Genomic DNA, 22907 nt, shown 5'->3' on the forward strand with positions numbered 1-22907 from the left:
GGAACGATGTTGCCGCTGATCGTCTTTGCGGTTGGCATTGTGCTCTACAATTACAAACAGGATCGAAGCGACGCGACCCGCCGGGTGCTGGAGAACGTGCGTAGCATGCGCCTCGTGCTCGACTCCGAGGTGCAGCGGATGACCGGCGGCTTGCAAGTCCTTGCACTGACGAATTCGCTGCGTAACGACGACTTCCAGAACTTCCGCCGCATCGCGCTCGGCTTCGTCGACCAATATGGCAAGGGCGGGTTGGTGCTGATCTCCGATCGCAAGGGCCGGTTGCTGTTCTCCTCCGCAACGGAAGACACCGCAAGCCTGCCGCCACGCGGCCATCTCGAGATCATCGAAAAGGTATTTGCGACCAGGTCGCCGCAATATTCCGACCTGTTCACCGGCGCGATCAACGGGCGGCAGGTGCTCACCGTCGAGGTTCCGGTGTTCCGCGACGGCGAGGTGATCTACGACCTCTGCTTCAGCCCGCCGATCAGTATCTTTCAGGAGCTGGTGGAGAAGCAACGGCCCGACCCGCTCTGGACCGTGACTCTGCTCGACACCAAGGGCATCGTGTTTGCGCGCGCGCCGAACCCCAGCGAGACTTTTGGCAAGCGCGCCTCGCCCTCGCTCTATGCCGAGATGTTTCGCCGCAGCGAGGCATCGCTCCCGACGGTGTCACTCGACGGCGTCGCTCTGGCTGCGGCCTACACACGCTCGCGGCTGACGGGCTGGACGATCGCCGCCGGCGTCGACGAAAGCTCGCTGATCGCGCCGCTCTGGCGCAACATCGCGATCACCAGCCTGATCGGCGGCATCCTGCTGCTGACCGGCCTGACCTTCGCGGTCAGGATGGCGACCACGATCGCGCGCGGCGAGATGCTGCACAATCTCCTGATCGATGAGCTCAACCATCGCGTCAAGAACACGCTTGCCTTGATGCAGGCGATCGCCGTGCAGACCTTCCGCAGCGCCAGCCGGGACGAGCGGATGAAATTCGAGGGACGGCTTGGCGCACTGGCCGAAGCGCATAATTTGCTGAGCCAGGAGAAATGGGCGGGCTCCGAGCTGCGGGAGGTGATCGCCCGCGCGCTTCAGCCGTTCCTGATGAACAGTCCCGACCGCATCCGCATGGCCGGACCCGCCGTACCGCTGTCGCCGCGGCTCGCCGTCGTGCTGTCGATGATCGTGCACGAGATCGCCACCAACGCCGCGAAATATGGCGCGCTGTCCAACGAGACCGGCCGGGTGACGCTGGATTGGGAGATCGTCGCCGATGCCCCGAAACCGCGGCTGCGCCTGATCTGGACCGAGATCGGCGGACCGCCGGTGACCGCGCCGGTACAGCGCGGCTTCGGTTCGCGCCTGATCGAGCGCAGCGCACGCGACCAGCTCGGCGGCGAGGCCACCGTCGATTTCCTGCCGCGCGGCGTGGTCTGCACGGTGGTCTGTACGTTGGACGAGGCGCGGTAGCCGCTCCGGGCCCGGGCCATATCGCAGCGCAATACGACCCATCCTGCGACAATTGCGCTCGCCCCACGCAATCATCCGATGTTAAACATCGGATGAATGTGAAGCTGCCGGCGGCAGCCAGGACAAATGAACCGGCCGGGACAGGCCGGCGGGGAGAAACAATCCGGTGGCAAGAGCGCGGCCGAGCCCAGCCGACAAACTGATCAAGCCCGGCCGCATCCGCGCCGTGCTGACGACGCTTGGCCGCGAGATCGCCCAGGATCTCATTCCCGTCGGCACCACCCTGCCGCCGGAGCCGGAACTCGAAGCCCGTTTCGGCGTCGGGCGCGGCGTGGTGCGCGAGGCGATCAAGACGCTCGCCGCAAAGGGCCTCGTCAGCGTGCGGCCGCGCCACGGCACGCAAGTGCTGCCGCGCCACGAATGGAGCCTGCTCGATCGCGACGTGCTGAGCTGGCTCGTCGGCCAGGACGAACCGGATCGCGACCTCCTGCTGGCAATCCAGGAGGTGCGCTCGATCATCGAGCCTGCAGCCGCAGCGCTTGCGGCCGAACGCGCGACCAGGAACGATCGCTGGCGGATCGATACGGCCCTGGCCGCCATGCAGACCGCAAAGGACCAGGCCAGTGCCCTGGCGGCCGACAAGGCCTTCCATCTTGCCATCCTTGATGCGACCCACAACCCGGTACTGCAGGGCTTTCGCAGCGCGATCGACACCATCCTGAGCACCGTCTTCACCGTTGCCGTCGGAAGCCCCGGCGGCTGGTTCAAGGACAATTTGCCGAACCACGTGGCGGCGGCGCGGGCCATCGAGAGCGCCAACCCGGAGAAGGCGCGCGCCGCGATGGAACGCCTGCTCGGCTACACCCGGTTGAAGCTCTCGAACCGGAAGACAGTCATCGCCGCGGCAACTCGGAAAACGGACGGATCGGCCGTGCGCGCGACCAGGACGTCGAGCGTCAAGAGCAGGAGGCAACGTCGTGGACCATGACAGGAAGGGCTCGTCCCACATCCTCGCTCCGCCCGAGGTCGCGGTCGTGGCAACCGACGGGCAACCGCGATCGCGCGAGACACGGCGACGATGTCAGGAATGATCAGCGTGAAATGCCGGCACAGGCATAGCTGAACGTCAGGGAGGTCAAATGCAGGTGACGGGCAGTCTGAAAGGTCGATCGTCGCGATTGATCCGCAGCGTCAATTCGCTGGCGGGCGCTGCGATGTTCGTCGCACCGCTGCTTGCGCTGGTGGCGATCTGGGCGATCGTGGTCCCGCTGTTCAACGTCAATCCGCGCGTGTTTCCCTCGGTCGGTGCGGTCGGCGCGGCCGCCATGGAGTCGATCCGCGACGGCACGTTGTTCGCCCATGTCGGCGCCAGCCTGCTTCGCGTCGGCCTCGGCACGCTGATTGGCATCGCCACCGCCGTACCGCTTGGCATCGCCATGGGCGTGAGCCCGACGGTGGCGGCTTTTCTCACGCCATTGTTCCGCTTCTTCTCGGTGCTCGCCGGCATCGCCTGGATCCCGATCGCAACCTTGTGGTTCGGCTACGGCTTCGGCGCGATCGTCTTCGTGATCTTCAACGCCGTGTTCTTCGTCGTCGCCTACAACACCCTGCTCGGCGTCAGGACCATTCCACACACGCTGCGCAATGCTGCCGCCTCGCTCGGCGCCGGCCGCGGGGCGCTACTGACCGAAGTGCTGCTGCCGGGCGCGCTGCCCAACATCGTCACCGGCATCCGCACCGGCCTGGGCTTTGCGTGGCGCGGCCTGATCGCCGCCGAGATGATCGCGACCAATGTCGGGCTCGGCTACATGCTGTTCGTGGCGCGCGACTTCTACCGCACCGAGGTGATCGTGTTCGGCATGATCGTGATCGGCGTGCTCTGGCTACTGATCGACCGTCTACTGCTGGTCCCGCTGGAACGGGCGACCATCGAACGCTGGGGCTTGGTGAGGCGCGCATGAACCTGCTGCTGCAAATCTGGGGCGGCTACACCCGCCTGACCCGGCGCTGGCCGGGGATCGCCGCCATCATTCCCTTCATCCCGGTGCTCGCGCTGTGGACCGCGGTCAGCGAGGCCGGGGTGTTTCCGCGCGCGTTCTTCCCGGGCCCCGCCGACGTGGTACGCGCGTTCTTCGCGCTCACCTACAAGGGGATCCTGCCCGACTATCTCCAGGACAGCCTGATCCGGCTCGCGACCGGCGCCGCCCTCGGCATGGCGCTCGGCATTCCCTTGGGCATCCTGATCGGCACGAGCCGCTGGGCGCACCGGATCTGCTGGCCGGTGCTGCTGTTCTTCCAGGCGATCGGCGACATCGCCTGGCTGCCGATCCTCTTGATCTGGTTCGGCTTCGGACTGACGACGATGACCTTCGTCATCGTCTACACTGTGCTGTTCCCGGTCGTGCTCAACACCGTGCTCGGGGTCGAATCCGTGCCGCGCGACCTCGCGCGCGCCGCCCTGAGCCTCGGTGCCTCGCGCGCGCGGGTGCTCTGGGAGGTGACGCTGCCGGGCGCGCTGCCCAACATCATCACGGGCCTGCGCAACGGCCTCGGTTATGGCTGGCGCGCGCTGATTGCAGTCGAGATGATCGTCGGCACATCGGGCATCGGCTTCATGATGTTCGATGCCCGCCGCGCCGGCTCCACCGTCGAGATTCTGCTCGGCATGATCATTCTCGGATTGCTCTGGTACATCGTGGACGCCTGGGTCCTCGCGCCGCTCGAGCGCGTGACCGGCCAACGCTGGGGATTGGTGACATCATGAAGACGCTTTCGCTGCGCAATCTCGGCAAGACCTACTTCGATCCTTACGCAGGCGCGCATGTCACCGCCGTTCACGACGTCTCGCTGGACGTCGAACCCGGCGAGTTCATCTCCGTGGTCGGCCCGTCCGGCTGCGGCAAGACGACGATCCTCAACATGATCGCCGGCTTCATTCCCTATTCGAAGGGCGACATCCTGCTCGACGGCAAGCCGGTGCACGGGCCCGGCCCCGAGCGTGGCGTCGTGTTCCAGTCGTTCGCGCTGTTTCCCTGGAAGACGGTGCTCGACAATGTCGGCTTCGGCCCGAAGATGCGCGGCGTTCCGAAGGCCGAGCGCGACCGCATCGCGCGCGAATATCTCGCGCTGGCGGGGCTGTCGCATGCGGCGCACCGCTATCCCAACGAGCTCTCCGGCGGCATGCAGCAGCGCGTCGGCGTGGTGCGCGCGCTCGCCAACAATCCCGACGTCCTGCTGATGGACGAACCGTTCGCCAGCGTCGACGCGCAGACGCGCATGACGCTCCAGGAGGAGCTGACCCGGATCTGGCAGGAGCGCAAGCCGACGGTGATCTTCATCACCCATGACGTGCCGGAAGCGGTGTTTCTCGCCAACCGCGTGGTCGTGCTGTCGAAGGGACGCGTGCTCGACGAGATCGCGGTCGACCTGCCGCGTCCCCGCGTCTGGGACGACCTCGTCAAGGACGACCACTTCAAGCAGCTCTCGGCGCGCGTGCTTCAGATGGTGCGCGCGGCATGAGCATCGCTTCCGACGCCCTGCGCTCGCCCAAGGGCCGCATCGTGCTCGGCACGATTGCCGCATGGGCGCTGTTCCAACTCTGGTTGACGGTCGCCGCGCCGGGAAAGATCTCGCCGGAGCTCACGGGAACCTCGGAAAAAGTGAACGTGCAGATCGAGCTGCCGTTCACGCCGGAGCGCTTCCACGTGCTCGCATTCCAGCAATATGGACGCGTCTCGGGAACGGACGAGCATTCGATCGAACTACGCGGCGTCAAACGAACGGACCTCAACGCCGTTGCCCGCCCCTATTGGGTGACGGCGGTGGGGCCGATAAAAGAGGGAGGCTGAGAATATGAAACGACTCTTGCTGCTCGGAATCGCGCTCTTGGCCGGCATGGTGCCGGCGAGCGCCCAGACCCCGACGAAACTGAAGGCCGGCATGGTCACCGGCATCGACCAGATCGGCCTGCCGATCGCACTCGAGCGCGGCTTCTTCGAGAAGTACGGGCTCGATGTCACGATCGCACGCCCCTACGCGACCGGCGTCGACGCGCTGAACGCATTGCAGGCCGGCGAGAGCGAGATCGTGCAGGTCGGCGTGCCCATGATCGGCGCCGTGCTGCGCGGCATGGACCTTGTCGCACTCGGCAATTACAGCGGCAACGCCACCAAGGCCGGCTCCGATGCCACCATGGCGATCATTGCGCGTGAAGGTTCAGGCATCGTCAAGGGTGACCTCTCGACGCTCAAGGGCAAGAAGATCGCGGCCTCCTTCGGCACGATCAACCACCTCTACATCCTGGCGACGCTGGAGAAGGCCGGGCTGAAGCCCGATGACGTGACGCTGGTCAACACGCCGCCGCCGGACATGACCGTCGCCCTGCTCGCCAAGGGCATCGACGCGTTCTCGGGCTGGGATCCCTGGCCGATCGTTGCAGGCAAGGATGTGCCCGGCGCGGTCGAGATCATCAGGGGCGGCGACGTGATCTCCTATATCGGATTCAACGTCGCGCTTCGCCCCTGGGTGCAGGCCAACGGCGAGACCATCGAGAAATTCCTCGCCGCGGTCTCCGAAGCCGATCAATGGATGCGCAAGAACCCGAAGCAGGCGGCGCAAGTCGCCACGCGCTGGATTCCGGGGCTGAAGCAGGACGTCGCCGAGGCTGCGATGCAGTTCAACATCCAGCAGGCGGACCGCCGGCTGTCGGCGAACAATTACCGCGCGCTCTGGAGCGCCGAGGATCGGCTCTCCCGCCTCGGCATCCTCAAATCGACCTTCGACGTCAATGCGCATATCGAGCCGAAGCACATTCTCAAGGTCATGAAGGATCGTCCCGAACTGTTCGCCGATCTGCCGCCGATCCCGGAGACGGCGGCGATCTCGCCGGGCTACGTGTTCAAACCCTAAGCAGTTGCACACGACGAGGCCGGCGCGATCAGCGCGCCGGCATTTTCCGGATTGCGCCCTACCCGATGGTCTGCAGCGCCGGGAACGTCTCCAGCAGCCAGATGCTCACATTCGAGACCGCGCCGGTGAGAAAGCCGATGCCGGTGATCACCATCAGGACGCCCATGGCGCGCTCGACATTGACGAGATGGCCCTTCATGCGCGCGAACAGCGCGGAGAACTGCTCGATCATCAGCGCGGCGATCAGGAAGGGAATGCCGAGACCGGCCGAATAGACCGCGAGCAGGCCCGCGCCCTTCGCCACCGTGGCCTCAGCGGCGGCGATCGACAGGATCGCGGCGAGGATCGGGCCGATGCAGGGCGTCCAGCCGAAGGCGAAGGCGAGCCCCATGATATAGGCGCCCCAGAGGCCGACCGGCTTGGGGATCGGCAGCCGTCCCTCGCGCATCAACAGGCCGATGCGGGTCAGTCCGAGGAAGTGCAGGCCCATGATGATGATGACGATGCCGGCGAGGATCGACAGCTCCGCCGACCAGGCACGGATCAGCCCGCCGATCAGCGAGGCGCTGGCGCCGAGGGCGACGAACACCGTGGAGAAGCCGAGCACGAACAGGAGCGCCGACATCATGATCGCGCGCTTGGAGGCCGAGCCCGGCTCGTCGCTCTCGACATGCTCGATCGTGGCGCCCGTCAGGTAGATCAGATAGGGCGGGACCAGGGGCAGGACGCAAGGCGAGAGGAAGCTGACGAGGCCGGCAATCAGCGCCGCCGGGATCGAAACATTTTGCATGATGCCGTCTGAGCCATCTCAGGCACCGGTGCGGCGCGCCGGGAATGCGCGCGGCCAGGAGCCGAACCGGCTCTGGTGTAACCGATGCCGGAGAATGCGCAACAGAGGCGCACCAAACCAGGGCTCCTCCCGATGCCGCCTGCGATCACAGGTGCGGCATCGGGACGCGCACAAACCTCGCCAAAAAGCGAGATTCGGCGGCGTGGCTACTTCACCACGCGGAGCAGCGGACGCCGGGGCTGGTCCTGCGTCTGCTTGGAAGGGGACGGCGGCTCGCTCGCAGCGCTCCGCAACATTTCGTCGCACAGTGCCTTGAGTTCGGCACTGTCAATTCCTTTGAGTTTCATCCTGACGTCGAGGATGACAATCGACAGCAGCTCGGCCGACTCACGGCTGTCGCACGCGTTGAGAACCCTGCGGCACCCCTCGAGCGTTTCCAGCACCGACTGCAATTGTTCGTCTGAATGCGACACCGGCGTTCTTTCCGTTAATTCGGCCTGCGAGACGTGTTGGTGACGACCCCTTCGGCCCCCATGGAATACGGAGGATAGCACGAGGCCACAGCGCCTCTGAACCTGATTTCAGTGGGTTTCTGCCGCGGAACAGCGGTTCTGGCTAACTTCGCCGCGCTGCGCCGTTGGCCGCGATCGAAGCAGTCCGAGAGCAAACGCCCGGCCCGCTGTGATTGATCCATTGAAGGAGACGGCGCCGGCTTTCGCGCAAGCACATTCATTACGGACAGCGCCTGCAATCCCGCAGCCATTTCACGGCTCGCAACGGAACTCACGCCACACCCCTCATCCGGGCGATGGTCCGCCCGATTCCCAGCCTTGGCAGCATTCAGATACCACCCACGACGTAGTAAGGATGACGTTCAAAACTCATCATCCCCCAACTCGCAGTAGTTGTGGTTTGCGCCAGATTCTGCCAGTTTAGCCACCCGAAGGAAATTGTATGCACTCCTTGGCGGAAAGGGGCGTTCCTGTGGCGGAACGCCCAAAGACAAATCTCAGCGGCCTCTCTGATTGGGATGCCGCTCGCATATTCCTTGAAGTCGTCCGATGCGGAAGTTTCCGATCGGCGGCTGAGCGCCTGTCGCTGTCGATCAACGCCGTGCGCCGGCGAATCGACGATTTCGAACGCCAGACCGGCACCACACTGTTCACGCGTGACGTCCACGGCACCCATCTGACCGATGAAGGCGCGCTGGTGGTCTCCGCCGTCGAGCGCATGGAGGCCGCCACCTTCGACGTGCTGCGCGCCAGCGATTCGATGGCCAACGCCCTGTCCGGCGAGGTGCGCGTCGCCGTCACCGAGGGGCTCGGCACGTTCTGGCTCGCCCCGCGCCTGGTTGAATTCCAGCAGGCCTATCCGAAGATCCTGGTCGACCTGCATTGCGCGATGCGCTCGGCCGACGTCTCGCGCCACGAGGCCGACGTCGCCATCCATCTGTCGCGTCCCTCCGCGCTCGACATCAAGCTGGTGCGGCTCGGCCGCATGCATCTGATGTTCTGGGCCTCCGAGAAATACATCGAGAAGCATGGCGCGCCGCGCACGGCGGCGGAATTGATCAAGCATCGCCTGGTGCTGCAATTCGCCGACCAGCTTGCCGCCAAGGAATCCTTCGAGAGCTTCTTCCCGGGCGTGTCGGAACGTGACCTTCTGGTCATGAAGACCAACGTCTCAAGCGCCAACTACTGGGCGGTCGCGAATGGCGCCGGCATCGGCGTCTTTCCGAGCTACGCCATTGCGCTTGGCGGGAAGTTGATTCCACTGGAGGTCGAGTTGAACCGACCGCTGGATATCTGGTTGTCCTACCATCCCGGTAGCGGCCGTATTCCGCGCGTGCGGCACATGATTGATTGGCTGATCGAAGCTTTCAGTCCGGCTCGCTTCCCGTGGTTTAAGGAAGAGTTCGTGCATCCGCATGAATTCAAGGACTCGTATATGGGCGAACCCCTGACCCAGCTCTTCGGGGGATTTTCAACCGAAGAACAAAGGTGAAAACGAAGATGAAAGCAGCGGCGAAAAGAATGAAGCAGCGCAGCGCTGGCAAGCCGGACATCGAGCTTGGCAAGCGGATTCGTCTGCGGCGCGTCGAGATGAAGATCTCGCAGGCCGAGCTCGGCGAGAAGCTTGGCGTCAGCTTCCAGCAGGTCCAGAAATACGAGAAGGGCGTCAATCGCGTCGGCGCGGCTCGTCTGCAGCAGATCGCTTCCGCCCTCGACGTGCCCGTGACCTTCTTCTACGACGGTGACAACAAGGCGCGCGAAGTCGAGAGCCTGCTGTTCCTCGATTCGGCCTTCAGCCTCCGCTTGCTGCGCGCGTACAGCAAGATCAAGGACCAGACCGTGCAGCGTCAGCTGGTCTCGCTGATGGAATCGATCGCGGCGAACGAGAGCTGAGACCGGTCGACGGTCTGGCCTTTACGGCCGATCTTCAATCCGCCGCGTCGCGGGGACGCGGCCGGATTGAACGATCATATTCCGGCTCGCGCGCTTGCGCGCGGCCTTTGCGGGGCGGCACGACCGCCCCTTTTCTTTGCACGCGCGACACTCGGGACGACGCGCCATGCAATCCCGGTACAGGCGGATGCAGACTCGCCCACCCTGCCCGGTTGACCCCGGAAGCGCCAGCGCAGCACATTGCCCCTCGCACATGACGAGCGAGCGCGCGATGTCCGACATATTCAGCACGACCGGTACCCCCTACGCGGACGGCAAGATTTTCCAGCACACCACCGACGGCGTCGGCGTGATCACCTTCAACAATCCCGACAAGCGCAACGCGATGTCGCTGGAGATGTGGGAGGGATTTGGCGAGGCGCTGACCGCCTTGCGCGACGACGAGACGGTGCGCGTCGTGGTCCTGCGCGGAGCCGGCGGTAAGGCCTTCGTCTCCGGCGCCGACATCAGCCAGTTCGAGAAGACCCGGCACAACGCGGCGGCCTCTGAGGAATATGCCAGGCGCAGCGCCGCCCAGCGCGCACTGCTCGCAGACTATCCCAAGCCGACGATTGCCTGCATCGAGGGTTTTTGCCTCGGCGGCGGCATGCAGGTCGCGATGCTCGCCGACATCCGCATCGCCGCGCACGGCAGCCAGTTCGGCATTCCCGCGGCCAAGCTCGGCATCGCCTATGGCTTTGACGGCCTCCGCCACCTGGTGTCGCTGGTCGGCCCGTCCTGGGCGCGGCTCCTGATGTACACGGGCATGCGCATCGACTCCGCCGAAGCGCTGCGCATTGGCCTTATCGAGCGCGTGTTCCCGGTCGACGAGCTCTGGGGCGAGACCATGACGATTGCCGAGACGATCTCGCGGAACGCCCCGCTCGCGATCAAGGCCGCCAAAATCACCATCGCGCAGGTGCTGAAGGATGAGAGCCAGCGCGACATGGACGCGATCAAGGCGATCGGCAACGCCTGCATGGATTCCCGGGATTTTCGCGAGGGCCGGCAGGCCTTCATGGAAAAGCGCAAACCGCAGTTCCAGGGGCGTTGAAGCTGAACCGACGTTCACGAAGATTAAATTCCTCGTGCAACTCCGTGCGGTTGCAACCAGTTGATCTGACGAAAGTTCTCCCGTCACAACGAGGGAGATCGCGATGACACTGAAATCTGCTGTTCTTGCTCTGGTTGCCATCGGCGGTGTGACGCTCGCGTCGGGCGAGGCGTTCGCGGCCATGCCGAATGGCATCCCGCAGGCGGACAAGATTGCAAGCGGTCCGGCCGCTGACGTCGATCAGGTGCGCTGGGTATGCAACCCCTGGGGCCGCTGCTTCTGGCGTCCGAACTATTACGGCGCCTACGGCTATTACGGCGGCCCGCGACGCTTCTACGGCCCGCGCCCGTGGGGCTGGGGCCATCGACACCATCATTGGCGCCGCTGGTGAACGACAAAGGGGCCGCGAGGCCCCTTTTTCTTTTGAGATGAACTGGCGCCGCGACTCGGCTGCTTCTCAGAGCGCCCCTAGCACCGCCTTCGTGATATCGGCGGTGCCGTTGTTGCCGCCGAACTCCATCGGCTTGATGCCGCCGGCATAGATCTGATCCACTGCACGCTCGATCGTCTCGCCGGCTTCCGCCGCGCTCTCGACGCCGTGCTTGTCGGCGAGCCAGTCCAGCATCATCGCTGCCGACAGGATCATGCCGGTGGGATTGGCCTTGCCCTGCCCCATGATGTCGGGCGCGGTGCCGTGGCAGGGCTGGAACACGGCATATTTGTCGCCGATGTCCGCCGACGGCGCCATGCCGAGGCCGCCGATCAGGCTCGCGGTGATGTCGGAGACGATGTCGCCGAACATGTTCTCCATCACCATCACGTCGAAATCCCAGGGCCGCTTCACCAGCATCGCCGAGCAGGCATCGACATAGAGCCGGTCGGTCTTCACCTCGGGATGCTTCTTCGCGATCTCGTCGAAAATGCCGCGAAAGAACGCGAACGCCTTGAACACGTTCGCCTTGTCGACGCAGGCAAGCGCGCCGGGCTTGCCGCGCGCCTTGCGCCGCTCGGCGAGGCGAAACGAGAAGTCGAACAGGCGCTCGGAGGTCCTGCGTGTGATCACCATGGTCTCGCGCGCGTCCTCATGGGTGACGACGCCCTTGCCCATCGAGGCGAACAGGCCTTCGGTCGATTCCCGGATCACGACGAGATCGATGCCGCGCGCATCAGCGCCGACGATCGGGCTCGGCACGCCCGGAATGAGGCGCGCCGGCCGCACGCCGGCATAGAGATCGAAGATGAAGCGCAGCTCGATCTGCGGCGCGATCTCGGTATTGTCGGGGTAGCGCACCGACGGCAGGCCGCAGGCGCCGAGCAGGATTGCGTCCGCCTCCTCGCACAGCTTGATGGTCGAGTCAGGCATCGACTTGCCGGTGGCACGATAATTGTTGGCGCCGGCGGGTGCCTCGGTGAAGCGAAAGCGCAAATCCGATTTCTGCTCGATCTTGCGCAGCACCTCGAGGGCCGGCGCCATGACTTCGGGACCGATGCCGTCACCGGCGAGCACGGCAATGTGGAAGGCGTTGTTTGCGGACATTTAGGGCCTCAAGGAAAGGAGCTAGCCAAGTCGTCACTGCGAGCGAAGCGAAGCAATCCAGAAATCCATCCGCAGAGGCAGTCTGGATTGCTTCGTCGCTTCGCTCAATGACGGAGGAGAGAGTGTTCACTACGGCGTCAGCACTGTGCGCCCGACCACCGCGCCCTGCTGCAATTGCACCAGCGCGTCGTTGGCCTTGGCGAGCGGTGCCGTCGTCACCGGGATCGGCGGCACCTTCTTGGTGCGGACGAGATCGAGCAATTCCTGCGTCTCGCGCAGGTTTCCGACATAGCTGCCCTGAATCGTCACTGCCTTGATCGGAATCAGGGGCAGCGCCCAGGTCGCGCCGCCGCCGAACAGGCCAACGATCACGAGCTTGCCGCCCTTGGTCAGGCAGTCGAATCCAAGCTGCGTCGTCGCGGCATTGCCGACGAGGTCGATCACGGCGCGGATCGGCCCGCCCGCCTTCTTGGCAAGCTGCTCCAGCGCATCCGGCGCCTTGGGGTCGACGGTGGCGAGCGCGCCGGCCTTCTCCGCCGCCTCACGCTTCCTGGCATCGATATCGACCATGATAGCGCCCTTGCCGCCCATCGCCTTCAGCAGCGACAGCGCCATCAGGCCAAGCCCGCCCGCGCCGAACATCACGATCGGGGTGTCGAAATGCTGCTCGACCTTCTTGAGCGCGCTGTAGGTGGTGACGCCCGAGCAGGCATAGGGCGCGGTCGTCGCCGGGTCGAGCCCTCTCAGATTGAGCAGGTAGCGCGGATGCGGCACCAGCATGTGATCGGAATAGCCGCCGTCGCAATAGACGCCGAGCGAGCGCGGCGTCAGGCACATGTTCTCGTCACCGGCCAGGCACGTCGCGCATTTGCCGCAGCCGATCCAGGGATAGACCAGGCCGACTTCGCCGAGCTTGAGGTCGCCCTGGTCGGTCGGTTTCACGTCGGGGCCGAAGGCCAGGATTTCGCCGACCGTCTCGTGACCCATGGTCAGCGGCAGGTTGATGCCGCGGTCCTTCAGCGACAGCGGCTTGCGGCCGTGGCCGAGATCATAGCCGCCCTCCCAGATGTGGAGGTCGCTGTGGCAGACGCCGGCGGCCTTTACCTTGATCAGCACCTGCATGCCCGACGGCTGCGGCGTCGCCTCGTCGAACTCCTGCAGCGGCGCCTTGAAATCGGCAACCTTGAAACTCTTCATCGGCGTTCTCCCGCATTCTTCTTGTCGCCGCGCCACCATGCCATGGCCGGCAAGGCGAGACAAACCGGTCTTAGTTCAGGCCAGCGGATGATGGCAAGCCGCGAACTGGCCGGGTGCGATTTCGCGCAACTCCGGTACCTCAGCGCTGCATCGCTGGTCGGCCCGCGGGCAACGGGTGCGGAAGCGGCAGCCGGACGGCGGCGCAATCGGCGATGGTGGCTCACCCGCTGCCACACTCTCGGCGGGACGCATATCCGGATCGGGCACCGGGATCGCCTGCAACAAGAGCCCGGTATAGGGATGCGCCGGATTTGCAAACAATTGCTCCGACGGACCGACCTCGCAAAGCCGGCCGAGATACATCACCGCGACGCGGTCGCTGACCGCTTTGACCACCGCGAGATCATGCGCGATGAACAACAGCGTCAGGCCGAAGCGCCCCTTCATCTCCTCCAGCAAATTGAGGATCTGCGCGCGGATGGAGACGTCCAGCGCCGAGACCGGCTCGTCGCAGACAATGAACTCGGGGTTAAGCACCAGCGATCGCGCGATGCAGATGCGCTGGCACTGCCCACCGGAGAACTCATGCGGCAGGCGGCCCGCGACGAGATCAGGATCGAGCCCGACCGCAGAGAGCACCTCGTAAACCCTACGCTTGCGCTCGGCGGCATCCCTGACGCCGGCGATGATCAGCGGTTCGGCCACGATGTCGCCGATGCGACGGCGCGGATTGAGCGAGGCGATCGGATCCTGGAAAATCAGTTGCACGCGGCGCCGCATCTTGCGCAGCGCCTCGCCCTCCATCGCCGTCAGGTCCTCGCCGTCGAACAGCACCCGGCCGGATTTGGCGCGGCGCAATTGCAGCACGGCGCGCCCCAGCGTCGACTTGCCGCAGCCGGATTCTCCGACCAGCCCGAGCGTCTCGCCGCGCGCGACCTGGAGGCTGACGCCGGAGACGGCGTGCACCGTCTTGTTGCCGAGGCCATATTCGACGACGAGATTGTCGACGTTCAGCAGCGGCTCGACGCGCGCGGCAAGCTGCATCATGCGCCGATTCCTTCCGCCATCTGGATCGGGTGGAAGCAGGCATAGAGATGATCGGGCTTCTCAGCGCTCTTCAGGTCGGGCTTGGCCTCATGACAGCGGCTAGCGGCATAGCGGCAGCGCGGCGCAAAGGAGCAGCCCTTGAGCGGTCGTGTCGGATCGGGCGGACGGCCGGAGATCGCCGGCAGCGGCGTATGCGGCGCGGCATCCAGCTTCGGGATCGCCGCCAGCAGCGCTTCGGTGTAGGGCATGTGCATACGCTTGAACAAGGCTTGCGTCGGCGCGCGCTCCACCACCCTGCCCGCATACATCACCGCGACCTCGTCGGCCCGGCCGGCGACCACGCCGAGATCGTGGGTGATGATGATCATGGCCATGTGGCGGCGGCGCTGCTCGCGCGCGAGCAGATCGAGGATCTGCGCCTGGATGGTGACGTCGAGCGCCGTGGTCGGCTCGTCCGCAATCAAGAGCTTCGGCTCGCAGGACAGCGCGATCGCAATCGCAATGCGCTGGCGCATGCCGCCGGAACATTGATGCGGATATTGCGCGAGCCGCTGCTCCGGCGCGGGAATGCCGACGGCCGCCAGCAGCTCGATGCTGCGCTTCCGTGCCGCGGAGACGTCAAGCTCGAGATGCTCCTGGATCGTCTCCATCAACTGCGTGCCGATGGTCAGCACCGGGTTGAGCGAGGTCATGGGGTCCTGGAACACGACCGCGAGATCGCGCCCGCGCAAGCGACGCAGGCTTTCCGGCGCGAGCCGCACCAGGTCCTGGCCGTCGAACATCACGCGGCCCGTGAGCCTTGCTTTTTTCGGCAGCAGTTGAAGCACCGCGCGCGACAGCATGGTCTTGCCGCAACCGGATTCGCCGACGATTCCGAGCGTGCGGCCCGCCTCCAGCGACAGATCGACATGATCCACGGCGCGCAGATTGCCGCGCGGCGTCGGTAGCTCGACTGCAACGTCCTCGATGGTCAGCAGCGCAGCGCTCACAGCGCCCCCTGACGCGGGTCGGTCAGTGCCCGCAAGGTGTCGCCGACCAGATTGAAGGCCAGCACGGTGAGGAACAGTCCGGCCGCCGGCAGGAACGCCAGCCGCGGCGCGACGTCGAGGCTGTCGCGCCCCTCGCCGATCATGCTGCCCCAGCTCGCCATCGGCGGCGGCACGCCGAGACCGAGGAAGGACAGCGCCCCCTCGACCACGATGGTGACGGCGACGCCGAGCAGGAAGAAGGCCAGCAGCGGCAGGATCACGTTCGGCAACAGCTCGCGCATGAGGATGCGCGCATGGCTGGCACCTAGCGCCTCGGCCGCGATCACGAATTCGCGGCGAGCCAAGCTCAGCGTCGCCGCGCGCGCCACGCGCATAAACGCGGGAATGCCGAGCACACCGAGAATCAAGGTGAGGTTGGGGACGGACTGGCCGAGATAGGCGGTCACGGCGAGCGCGAAGATCAGCGGCGGAAAGGCGAGCAGCACGTCCATGCTGCCCACCACCAGCGTCTCAAACCGGCCGCGGAAATAGCCGGCGAGCAGCCCAAGCGCGCCGCCGAGCGTAAGGCCGATCATCGGCGCGATCAGCCCGACAGTCAGCGACACCCGCGCCCCGAAAATCAGGCGGGAGAGTTCGTCGCGGCCGAGCCCATCGGTGCCGAGCCAGTGCTCGGAAGAGAACGCCGCACGGCGCTCCAGCATGTCCATGTCTACAGGGTTCTGCAGCGGCAGCACCGGCGCGAGGATCGCGAGCGTCAGGATGATCGCGAGCCAGGCACTCGCGATCCAGAACAACAGGCCGAGCCTGCGCTTGCGGCCGACCGGCACGGGCACCGCCTCGTCCTGCATCGAGAGCTCAAGCGTGGCCATGGCGGATCCTGGGGTCGAGCACGGCGTAGAGCATGTCGACGATGAAATTCACGATGACGAAGCCGCAGGCGACCAGCAGCACCACGCCCTGGAGGATGACGAGGTCGCGGGTATAGATCGCCCCGACTAGAAGTCGGCCGATGCCCGGTAGCGCGAAGATCGATTCCACGATCAGCGTGCCGCCGAGCAGGCGGCCGATATTGATGCCTGTGACCGTCACCAGCGTCAGCGACGAGGGCTTGAGCGCATGCACGAACAGGATGCGCGCGGGCTTGAGACCCTTGGCCTTGGCGAGCGCGATATAATCCTCCTGCAGGGTCGCGATCATGTCGGAGCGCAGCACCCGCATGATTCCAGGCCATTCGGCCAGCGCCAGCGTCAGCGCCGGCAGCACGAAGAAGCGTAAATTCGCCAGCGGCGCCTCGGTAAACGGCACATAGCCGGTCGCCGGCAGCCAGTGCAACTCGACCGCGAACAGATAGATCAGCAGGATCGCCACCAGGAACGACGGCATCGACAGCATCGCAAACGCACTGCCGGTCATGAAGCGGTCGAACGCGCCGCCGGCGCGCGCGGCGCAGGCGATCGCAACCGGGACGCCGATCAACAGGCCGATGAACTCGGCCATCAGCATCAATTGAAGTGAAACCGGAATGCGCTCGGCGACCGCCTGAAGCACCGTCTGCCCGGTACGGAACGAGCGGCCGAGATCGCCCTGCAGGACGTGACCGAGCCAGCTCAGGTAACGCCACCACAGCGGCTGGTCGAGCCCCATGTCCCGGCGTAGCGCCGCGACATTCTCCGGCGTCGCCTGATCGCCGAGGATGACGAGAGCGAGATCGCCCGGCAGCAGCGAGGCGATCAGGAATGTCAGCAGCGAGACGGCGAGCAGCACCGGCAGCATGGCAAGCAGCCGCCGAACGACGAAGTTCAGCATCGCGCCATCATTCCAGCCAGGTCGTCGAAACGTCGATCACGCCATTGTAGATCTTCGGGAAGCCCTTCAGCTTGGCGCTCGATAGCGCGTAGTAAGTATTCTGGAAGGTCCAGAACCAGATTGCCTCCATGTTGATCAGGCGGCTGATGGCGCAGTAATCCTCGGTGCGTTGGCCGAGGTCGGCGGTGACGCGCGCGTGGTCCAGCAGCTTGTCGAGCTCGGGATTCGAGAAACCGGCCAGTGCCAGCGGGCTGCCGCTGCGAAAATTCGCGTACATCTGCGGGTCGGGATCGGCGAGATCGACGATGCGCCATGGCGTCATCTGGAACTGGCGTGTAAAGGCGCGCGAGGGAATGGTGGCCTGATCGACCTGCTCGATCTCCATGCTGGCGCCGACGCGCTTCCAGAATTGCTGGAGCACCTGGCCGATCATGCGGCCGCGGGGCGTCGCGGTCACCAGCATCTTGAACTCGACCGGCTTGCCGTACTCCTTGATCAGCGCCTTGGCCTTCTCGACGTCGAACGGCAGCGCGCCGTCGTCCTTGCATTTGACCCAGGAGCCATCGCCATAGGGATTGGTCGCGGGCCGGCTCAAGCCGTTGCTGATCGCCTGCGACATTTTCGGGCGGTCGAGCGCCATCACCAGCGCCTGACGCACGCGGACATCGTCGAACGGCGCGACCTTGGTGTTGAAGGCGTAGACCTGGGCGCCCGAGCCCTTGTAAGTGTGCACCGTGAGCTTGGAGTCCTTCTGCGCCCTCATGATGTTGTCGGCGTCGTTCTCGTCGTCCCAGATGATGTCGGCCTCGCCCGATTGCAGCGAGGCGAAGCGCGACTGTGCATCGGGCAGCGGCTTCAGGATGATGCGATCGAGATAGGGCCGGCCCTTGTCCCAGTAATTGGGATTCTTCTCCAGCACCATGCGGTCGCCTGCGGTCCATGATTTCAGGATGTAGGGACCAGTGCCGACGGGATTGCGATTGTAGTCGTCACCCTTGGTCTTCCACGCGGTCGGCGAATGAATGACGTTGTTGGAGCTCTGGATTGTGATCACCGCCGGCCAGTTCACCGAGGGATCGGTCAGATTGAAGACAACGGTGGTTTCGTCCGGCGCCAGCACCTCCTTGACGTTGGTGATGTAGAAGGCACAGCGGCACTTGTTGGCGGGGTCCTTCTGTCGGTCGAAATTCTCCTTGAAGGCCTGCGCATTGAACGGCGTGCCGTCGTGGAATGTCACGCCCTGGCGCAGCTTGAAGGTCCAGCTCTTGAAATCGTCGGAATGAGTCCAGGACATCGCGAGCTTTGGCGCGGCTTCGCCCTTGTCGTCGAGCGTGGTCAGCGTATCGAAGATCGCGGCGGCAGCGGTGAAGGTGGAGGTGTCGTAGACACCGACCTTGAGCGGATCGAAGCCCGCAATCTCCAGCTCCTGGCCGACTGTGATGCTGCCGCCCGGCTTCTGTGCCTGCGCCGGCCCGGCCAGCGGAAGGAGGGCAAATGCCGCAACAAGGAAAATCGGCGCGTGCTTGCGCGCTGCGGCAGCGATGTTCGTCATGGTTCCTCCCGGGATCCCTCGTCCGATGTTTCGGATCGTTGAATGACTGAGGACGAGATTGGCGACAAAAGCTCGCCACGGCAAGAGGAACGCGCGACAGATCACACGCCGCACGTGCGGCGTAATGGTGCTCAGCCTGTCGCGGCAGTTTTGCCTGTCGGAATTGATGCATCATCGCCGAGGCTGATCTCCTCGCGCAGCGCATCCGTATGCTCGCCGAGCACGGCCATCGTCTTGGCCGGCGTGGTATCGGCACCCGACATCCGGAATGGCAGGTTGAGCACCTGAAAGGAGCCGCCCTCGTCCCGCACCTCGGAAAGCGCCTGCCGGTGCGCGAGCTGCGGATCGGCCAGCGCCTCCGACACGGTGCGATAGGCCGACGCCGGCACGCCGGCAGCCCCTAGCGCTGCGAGACACGCATCGGTCGTGAGTTCCCGCGACCAGGCTTCGACGCCATCCATCACCTCCGCCCAATTCTCGCGGCGCGCGGCATAGGTCGCAAAGCGCGGATCGGAGATCCATTCGGGGTGACCGATAACGCCCATCAATCCCTGGAACGTCTTCTCGCTGGCGACCGTGATCATGACATAGCCGCTTGCCGTCTCGGTCGGGCCGAACATCGGGCGCGGCGGCGGCTTCACGGCGAATTGCGCGCTCTGCAATTCGGTCAGCGTCAGTGACAGCATCGATTCCAGCATGGACACGTCGATGTGCTGGCCGAGGCCGGTCACGGTCCGCTGATAGAGCGCCGAAGCGATCGCGCCGAAGCCATAGGTGCCGGTGACGACGTCGGCGTGATAGATGCCGCAATAATCAGGACGATTGCGGCCGGGCTGGTAGGCCAGATGCGCCATGTCATAGCCGGAGGCCGCATGGATCACCGGAGCATAAGCCGGCAGCTCGGCCGAGGGGCCGGTCTGGCCGTAGCCTGAGATCGAGCAATAGATCAGCCTCGGATTGACGGTGCGCAGCCTATCGTAGTCGAGCCGCAGTCGGTGCATCACGCCGGGGCGAAAGTTCTCGACCAGGATGTCTGATGTCGCGGCCAGCCGGCGCACCGCCTCCTTGCCGTCCTCGGACTTGAGGTCGAGCACGACGCTCTTCTTGCCGACATTGAGCTGGCCGAACGCGGTGCTGCACCCCTTGCGCAGCGGCGGCCGGGTCCGCATCGTCTCCCCGCCGTCGGTCTCGATCTTGATGACCTCGGCGCCCATGTCGGCAAGCATCCGCGCGCAGTGAGGACCGGCGATGGTGGTCGAAAAATCCAGGACCCTGAGGCCCGCGAAGGCTTTTGTCGTCGTCCCCTCATGCTTATCTGCTAGCTGCATGCCTGCTCACGTCCTTGGGTCTCAGGAACTCTCGAAGTTCTCTGTTGTTGATGCGGCGACCCTAGAGGGCGGCGGCCGAGTAGGAAAGTGTTTACCGAACCGATGCGCCGCGTAGGCGGGCTTTAAGAATTCCCGGACAACTGGACCCGTTCTTGCATAGCAAGCGAACGGGATCGACAGAGGGCAGCTGTTCTTGAGGGTCTTGTTCGTCACCACGGAGTTGGACGACTTCGTCCGCGTCGGCGGCCTTGGAGCCGTGTCCGCTGCGCTGCCCCGCGCCCTTCGCTCCTTTGCCGATATCCGGATCATGCTGCCCGGCTATCGCGACATCATCGAGCAACTCACGCATATTCAGATCGTTGGGCGCTGCCCGGCCTTCGCGGAGATGCCGGCCTGCTCGCTCGGACGGGCCGCGACCAAGGACGGCCTGCCGGTCTACGTGCTGCTCTGCTCGCAACTCTACGACAGGCCCGGTAACCCCTATGGCGACGAGTCCGGGCGTGACTGGCCGGACAACGACGTCCGCTTCGCGCGCTTTGCCTCGGCCGCCGCTGAGCTGGCCATGGGCAAGCTGGACAAGAATTGGGCAGCAGACCTGATCCATGCCAATGACTGGCAGGCCTCGCTCGTGCCGGCCTATCTCGCCTGGCGCGGCTCCAAGCTGCCCTCGATCCTGACGATTCACAACCTCGCCTACCAGGGCCTCTTCCCGAAGGACTCGTTGCGGCGGATCGGCGCACCGGAAAGCTCTTTCCACATCGACGGCGTCGAGTTCTACGACCAGCTCTCGTTCCTCAAGGCCGGCCTCGTCTACGCCTCGCACCTCACCACCGTGAGCGGCACCTATGCGCGCGAGATCACCACGGCCGAATTCGGCTGCGGCCTGGAGGGCCTGCTCCGCCTGCGCTCGGACGCATCCGAGCTCACCGGCATCCTCAACGGCATCGACGAGAGCTGGGACCCGCGCTCCTGCGCCCAGCTCGCCCAGCAGTTCGGCGCCGGCGACTGGGTCGGCAAGAGGGCCAATGCGGATTACGTCCGCAAGCAGTTCGGCTTAGCGGTGTCGCGCGGCCCCATGTTCGGCATCGTCGCGCGTCTCGTGCACCAGAAGGGCATCGACCTCGTGCTGTCAGCGGCCGACGAGATCGTCGATGCCGGCGGACAGATCGTGGTCACCGGCTCCGGCGAGCCGGCGCTCGAGCAGGCTCTGATCGACGCGCATCGCCGCCGACCAGATGCCATCGGCGTGGTGATCGGCTTCAACGACGCCCAGGCCCGCCGTATCTTTGCCGGCAGCGATTTCACCCTGATGCCCTCGCGCTTCGAGCCGTGCGGGCTCAGCCAGATGTACGCCCAGCGCTTCGGCTCGCTGCCGATCGGTCACCAGACCGGCGGCCTTGCCGAAACCATCACCGACGGCGAGACCGGCTTCCTGTTCTCGAGGCCCTCGCGCGAGTCCTTCCTTGGCGGTGTCCGCCGGGCTTTCTCCGCTTTCATGGCCCAGGACCAGCTCGACACCATGCGCCGCAGCGCCATGGGACGGTCGTTCTCCTGGAGCATCTCGGCGGGGAGCTACAGCGCGCTGTACCGGAAGCTGGCTTCGGTGTGAGAGAGGCGCTTCCGCGCGCTCGGTCATTGCGAGGCTTATCTCTCCCCGTCACCCTGAGGTGGCCGCTTCTTCAGCGGCCCTCGAAGGGCGACGGCCCGGCTGCAGCAGCGGGGCCGTGCATCCTTCGAGGCTCCCGGCGCGATGCTTTTGCATCGCGCCATGCGCACCTCAGGATGACGGGGCTACAGGCGGCGAACCTCACCCTCTCCCGCGCACATCCATTTGCGGCCGCCCGATCCACGCCCTGTTGAGACAGCGCGTCATCCAGTCCGGCTGCGCTTCGCCTCGCAGCCGCGCCTGGGCTTCCTGGTAGGGGCCGACATAGCGCAGCCGGTCCGGCAATGTCGGATAGATGCGCCGGATCCATCGCAGCGCGTTGTCGGCGGATCTGGCGTCGCGCTCGCCGAGCTCAAACCCGAAGTCGGCGCGCAATCGTTCCGGCAACAGGCTCGCCGTGAGCGCGCGATACCATCGCGGCGGCCGCAACCACGGACGCGCGCCGTCAAAAATCTGCGCCGCGATCTCGCGCGCCGCCGGGCTCACGGTCAGCGTGTCCGACTGCGCCATCGCCGCGGTGTAGGCCGTGAAGCCGGCCCAGTCCGCGGGCAGATCATCCGCCGTCAATCCAAACAACGCACCGAACATCCGGCTCTCGATCCAGTAGCGCTCGCGTTCCTCCACCGAGAATGGCGGTAGAACCAGCTCGTGCGCCATCAACGCCGTCTCGACCAGCGTCGCATGGACCCAACGCAGCGAGGGGATATCGTTGGCGCAGTAGCGCGAGCCTGCCGCAAAGGGGCCGACCGTCTCGGGCATCTCTCCGACGATCATGCCGTGCCGCCGGTGCAGCTGCCGGGACGAGCGCAAGGCACGGTCGAGCGAGCCGAACACCATGGCAAAGACGATATCGAAGGTGCGATGGAAGCGGCCGATCGGATCGGCCAGGGTTTTCGAATGCTCGGCGATGGCGGCGGCGACCCAGGGATGCGCCAGTTGCAGCAACAACGCACGGCCGGCGCCGAGAAAGATGACGGCCTCCCGGTCGATCCGCCAGGTCAGCGTCTCAGGACCGAACACGCCCGCCACCGGCCCCGCCGCGTTGGCGCGGACCAGATCGAGCGTTGCCTCGAGATCCTTTTCAGCGACCAATTGCAAGCCTCGCGACCAAGACGGCGCAACAAT

The 22907-nt window shown here is 65.2% G+C and carries 23 protein-coding genes; 12 read left to right on the plus strand and 11 right to left on the minus strand.

All coding sequences use genetic code 11. From position 1 onward, the window contains the following. Positions 1–6: 6 nt before the first annotated feature. The 7 genes from GGD62_RS20110 (at position 7) to GGD62_RS20140 (ending at position 6372) form a co-directional block, all read left to right on the plus strand. On the plus strand, positions 7–1464 hold the full coding sequence (locus tag GGD62_RS20110) for a sensor histidine kinase (protein WP_183237992.1): 1458 nt from the start codon (positions 7–9) through the stop codon (positions 1462–1464). 166 nt (positions 1465–1630) lie between these two features. Then, entirely contained in the window at positions 1631–2452 is an 822-nt protein-coding gene (locus tag GGD62_RS20115; RefSeq protein ID WP_018322775.1) for a FadR/GntR family transcriptional regulator, read from the plus strand. A 151-nt stretch (positions 2453–2603) separates the two neighbouring features. Continuing rightward, a complete protein-coding gene (locus GGD62_RS20120) occupies positions 2604–3425 on the plus strand; it encodes an ABC transporter permease (RefSeq protein ID WP_183709754.1) in 822 nt (273 codons plus the stop codon). Further along, positions 3422–4228: an ABC transporter permease gene (locus tag GGD62_RS20125; protein ID WP_183709756.1), complete on the plus strand. Its 807-nt coding sequence runs from the start codon at positions 3422–3424 to the stop codon at positions 4226–4228. Before GGD62_RS20120 ends, GGD62_RS20125 begins: the two co-directional genes overlap by 4 nt. Further along, entirely contained in the window at positions 4225–4983 is a 759-nt protein-coding gene (locus GGD62_RS20130; protein WP_028143059.1) for an ABC transporter ATP-binding protein, read from the plus strand. The genes GGD62_RS20125 and GGD62_RS20130 overlap by 4 nt, the downstream gene beginning before the upstream one ends. Then, the gene (locus GGD62_RS20135; protein WP_018322771.1) at positions 4980–5312 is read left to right on the plus strand and encodes a hypothetical protein; all 333 of its coding nucleotides are present in this window, start codon (positions 4980–4982) and stop codon (positions 5310–5312) included. Before GGD62_RS20130 ends, GGD62_RS20135 begins: the two co-directional genes overlap by 4 nt. Before the next feature lie 4 nt (positions 5313–5316). Next, positions 5317–6372, plus strand: a complete 1056-nt coding sequence (locus GGD62_RS20140; protein WP_091965682.1) for an ABC transporter substrate-binding protein — start codon at positions 5317–5319, stop codon at positions 6370–6372. Positions 6373–6430: 58 nt separating this feature from the next. On the opposite strand, the gene GGD62_RS20145 is transcribed toward GGD62_RS20140, so the two are convergent. Further along, complete coding sequence (locus GGD62_RS20145; RefSeq protein WP_018322769.1) at positions 6431–7162, minus strand: cytochrome c biogenesis CcdA family protein; 732 nt, start codon at positions 7160–7162, stop codon at positions 6431–6433. Positions 7163–7368: 206 nt separating this feature from the next. Further along, positions 7369–7635 carry a hypothetical protein gene (locus GGD62_RS20150; protein WP_018322768.1) on the minus strand — a complete coding sequence of 89 codons (267 nt, stop codon included), beginning with the start codon at positions 7633–7635 and terminating at the stop codon, positions 7369–7371. A gap of 481 nt (positions 7636–8116) precedes the next feature. Between GGD62_RS20150 and GGD62_RS20155 the strand changes: the two genes are divergently transcribed. The 4 genes from GGD62_RS20155 (at position 8117) to GGD62_RS20170 (ending at position 11051) form a co-directional block, all read left to right on the plus strand. After that, positions 8117–9166, plus strand: a complete 1050-nt coding sequence (locus tag GGD62_RS20155) for a LysR family transcriptional regulator (protein WP_018322767.1) — start codon at positions 8117–8119, stop codon at positions 9164–9166. Between the two features lie 29 nt (positions 9167–9195). Then, positions 9196–9567, plus strand: a complete 372-nt coding sequence (locus GGD62_RS20160; protein ID WP_020608151.1) for a helix-turn-helix domain-containing protein — start codon at positions 9196–9198, stop codon at positions 9565–9567. Positions 9568–9838: 271 nt separating this feature from the next. Further along, positions 9839–10660 (plus strand): enoyl-CoA hydratase, encoded by an 822-nt coding sequence (locus GGD62_RS20165; RefSeq protein ID WP_183709758.1) that lies wholly within the window; start codon positions 9839–9841, stop codon positions 10658–10660. Positions 10661–10763: 103 nt separating this feature from the next. Then, positions 10764–11051, plus strand: a complete 288-nt coding sequence (locus GGD62_RS20170) for a hypothetical protein (protein ID WP_018322764.1) — start codon at positions 10764–10766, stop codon at positions 11049–11051. A 66-nt stretch (positions 11052–11117) separates the two neighbouring features. Here the strand turns inward: GGD62_RS20170 and GGD62_RS20175 are convergent, their stop codons facing one another. From GGD62_RS20175 to GGD62_RS20210, 8 genes are all read right to left on the minus strand, one after another. Then, positions 11118–12197 (minus strand): isocitrate/isopropylmalate dehydrogenase family protein, encoded by a 1080-nt coding sequence (locus GGD62_RS20175; RefSeq protein ID WP_183709760.1) that lies wholly within the window; start codon positions 12195–12197, stop codon positions 11118–11120. A 129-nt stretch (positions 12198–12326) separates the two neighbouring features. Further along, a complete protein-coding gene (locus GGD62_RS20180) occupies positions 12327–13394 on the minus strand; it encodes an alcohol dehydrogenase (RefSeq protein WP_183709763.1) in 1068 nt (355 codons plus the stop codon). A gap of 75 nt (positions 13395–13469) precedes the next feature. Next, complete coding sequence (locus GGD62_RS20185; RefSeq protein ID WP_183709765.1) at positions 13470–14441, minus strand: ABC transporter ATP-binding protein; 972 nt, start codon at positions 14439–14441, stop codon at positions 13470–13472. Next, positions 14438–15430 (minus strand): ABC transporter ATP-binding protein, encoded by a 993-nt coding sequence (locus GGD62_RS20190; protein ID WP_183709767.1) that lies wholly within the window; start codon positions 15428–15430, stop codon positions 14438–14440. The genes GGD62_RS20185 and GGD62_RS20190 overlap by 4 nt, the downstream gene beginning before the upstream one ends. After that, complete coding sequence (locus GGD62_RS20195; protein ID WP_018322759.1) at positions 15427–16299, minus strand: ABC transporter permease; 873 nt, start codon at positions 16297–16299, stop codon at positions 15427–15429. The genes GGD62_RS20190 and GGD62_RS20195 overlap by 4 nt, the downstream gene beginning before the upstream one ends. Continuing rightward, positions 16286–17236, minus strand: a complete 951-nt coding sequence (locus tag GGD62_RS20200; RefSeq protein WP_183258577.1) for an ABC transporter permease — start codon at positions 17234–17236, stop codon at positions 16286–16288. The genes GGD62_RS20195 and GGD62_RS20200 overlap by 14 nt, the downstream gene beginning before the upstream one ends. A 7-nt stretch (positions 17237–17243) precedes the next feature. Next, positions 17244–18788: an ABC transporter substrate-binding protein gene (locus tag GGD62_RS20205; RefSeq protein WP_183709769.1), complete on the minus strand. Its 1545-nt coding sequence runs from the start codon at positions 18786–18788 to the stop codon at positions 17244–17246. Between the two features lie 131 nt (positions 18789–18919). Then, a complete protein-coding gene (locus tag GGD62_RS20210; RefSeq protein WP_183709771.1) occupies positions 18920–20116 on the minus strand; it encodes a CaiB/BaiF CoA-transferase family protein in 1197 nt (398 codons plus the stop codon). Between the two features lie 193 nt (positions 20117–20309). Here GGD62_RS20210 and glgA point away from each other — a divergent pair, with 193 nt between their 5' ends. After that, positions 20310–21725: a glycogen synthase GlgA gene (gene glgA, locus GGD62_RS20215; RefSeq protein ID WP_092259728.1), complete on the plus strand. Its 1416-nt coding sequence runs from the start codon at positions 20310–20312 to the stop codon at positions 21723–21725. 198 nt (positions 21726–21923) lie between these two features. On the opposite strand, the gene GGD62_RS20220 is transcribed toward glgA, so the two are convergent. Next, entirely contained in the window at positions 21924–22874 is a 951-nt protein-coding gene (locus tag GGD62_RS20220; RefSeq protein WP_183709773.1) for an oxygenase MpaB family protein, read from the minus strand. Between the last annotated feature and the right edge of the window lie 33 nt (positions 22875–22907).

The sequence above is a fragment of the Bradyrhizobium sp. ERR14 genome, from assembly GCF_014198235.1.
In the GTDB taxonomy this organism is placed as follows: domain Bacteria; phylum Pseudomonadota; class Alphaproteobacteria; order Rhizobiales; family Xanthobacteraceae; genus Bradyrhizobium.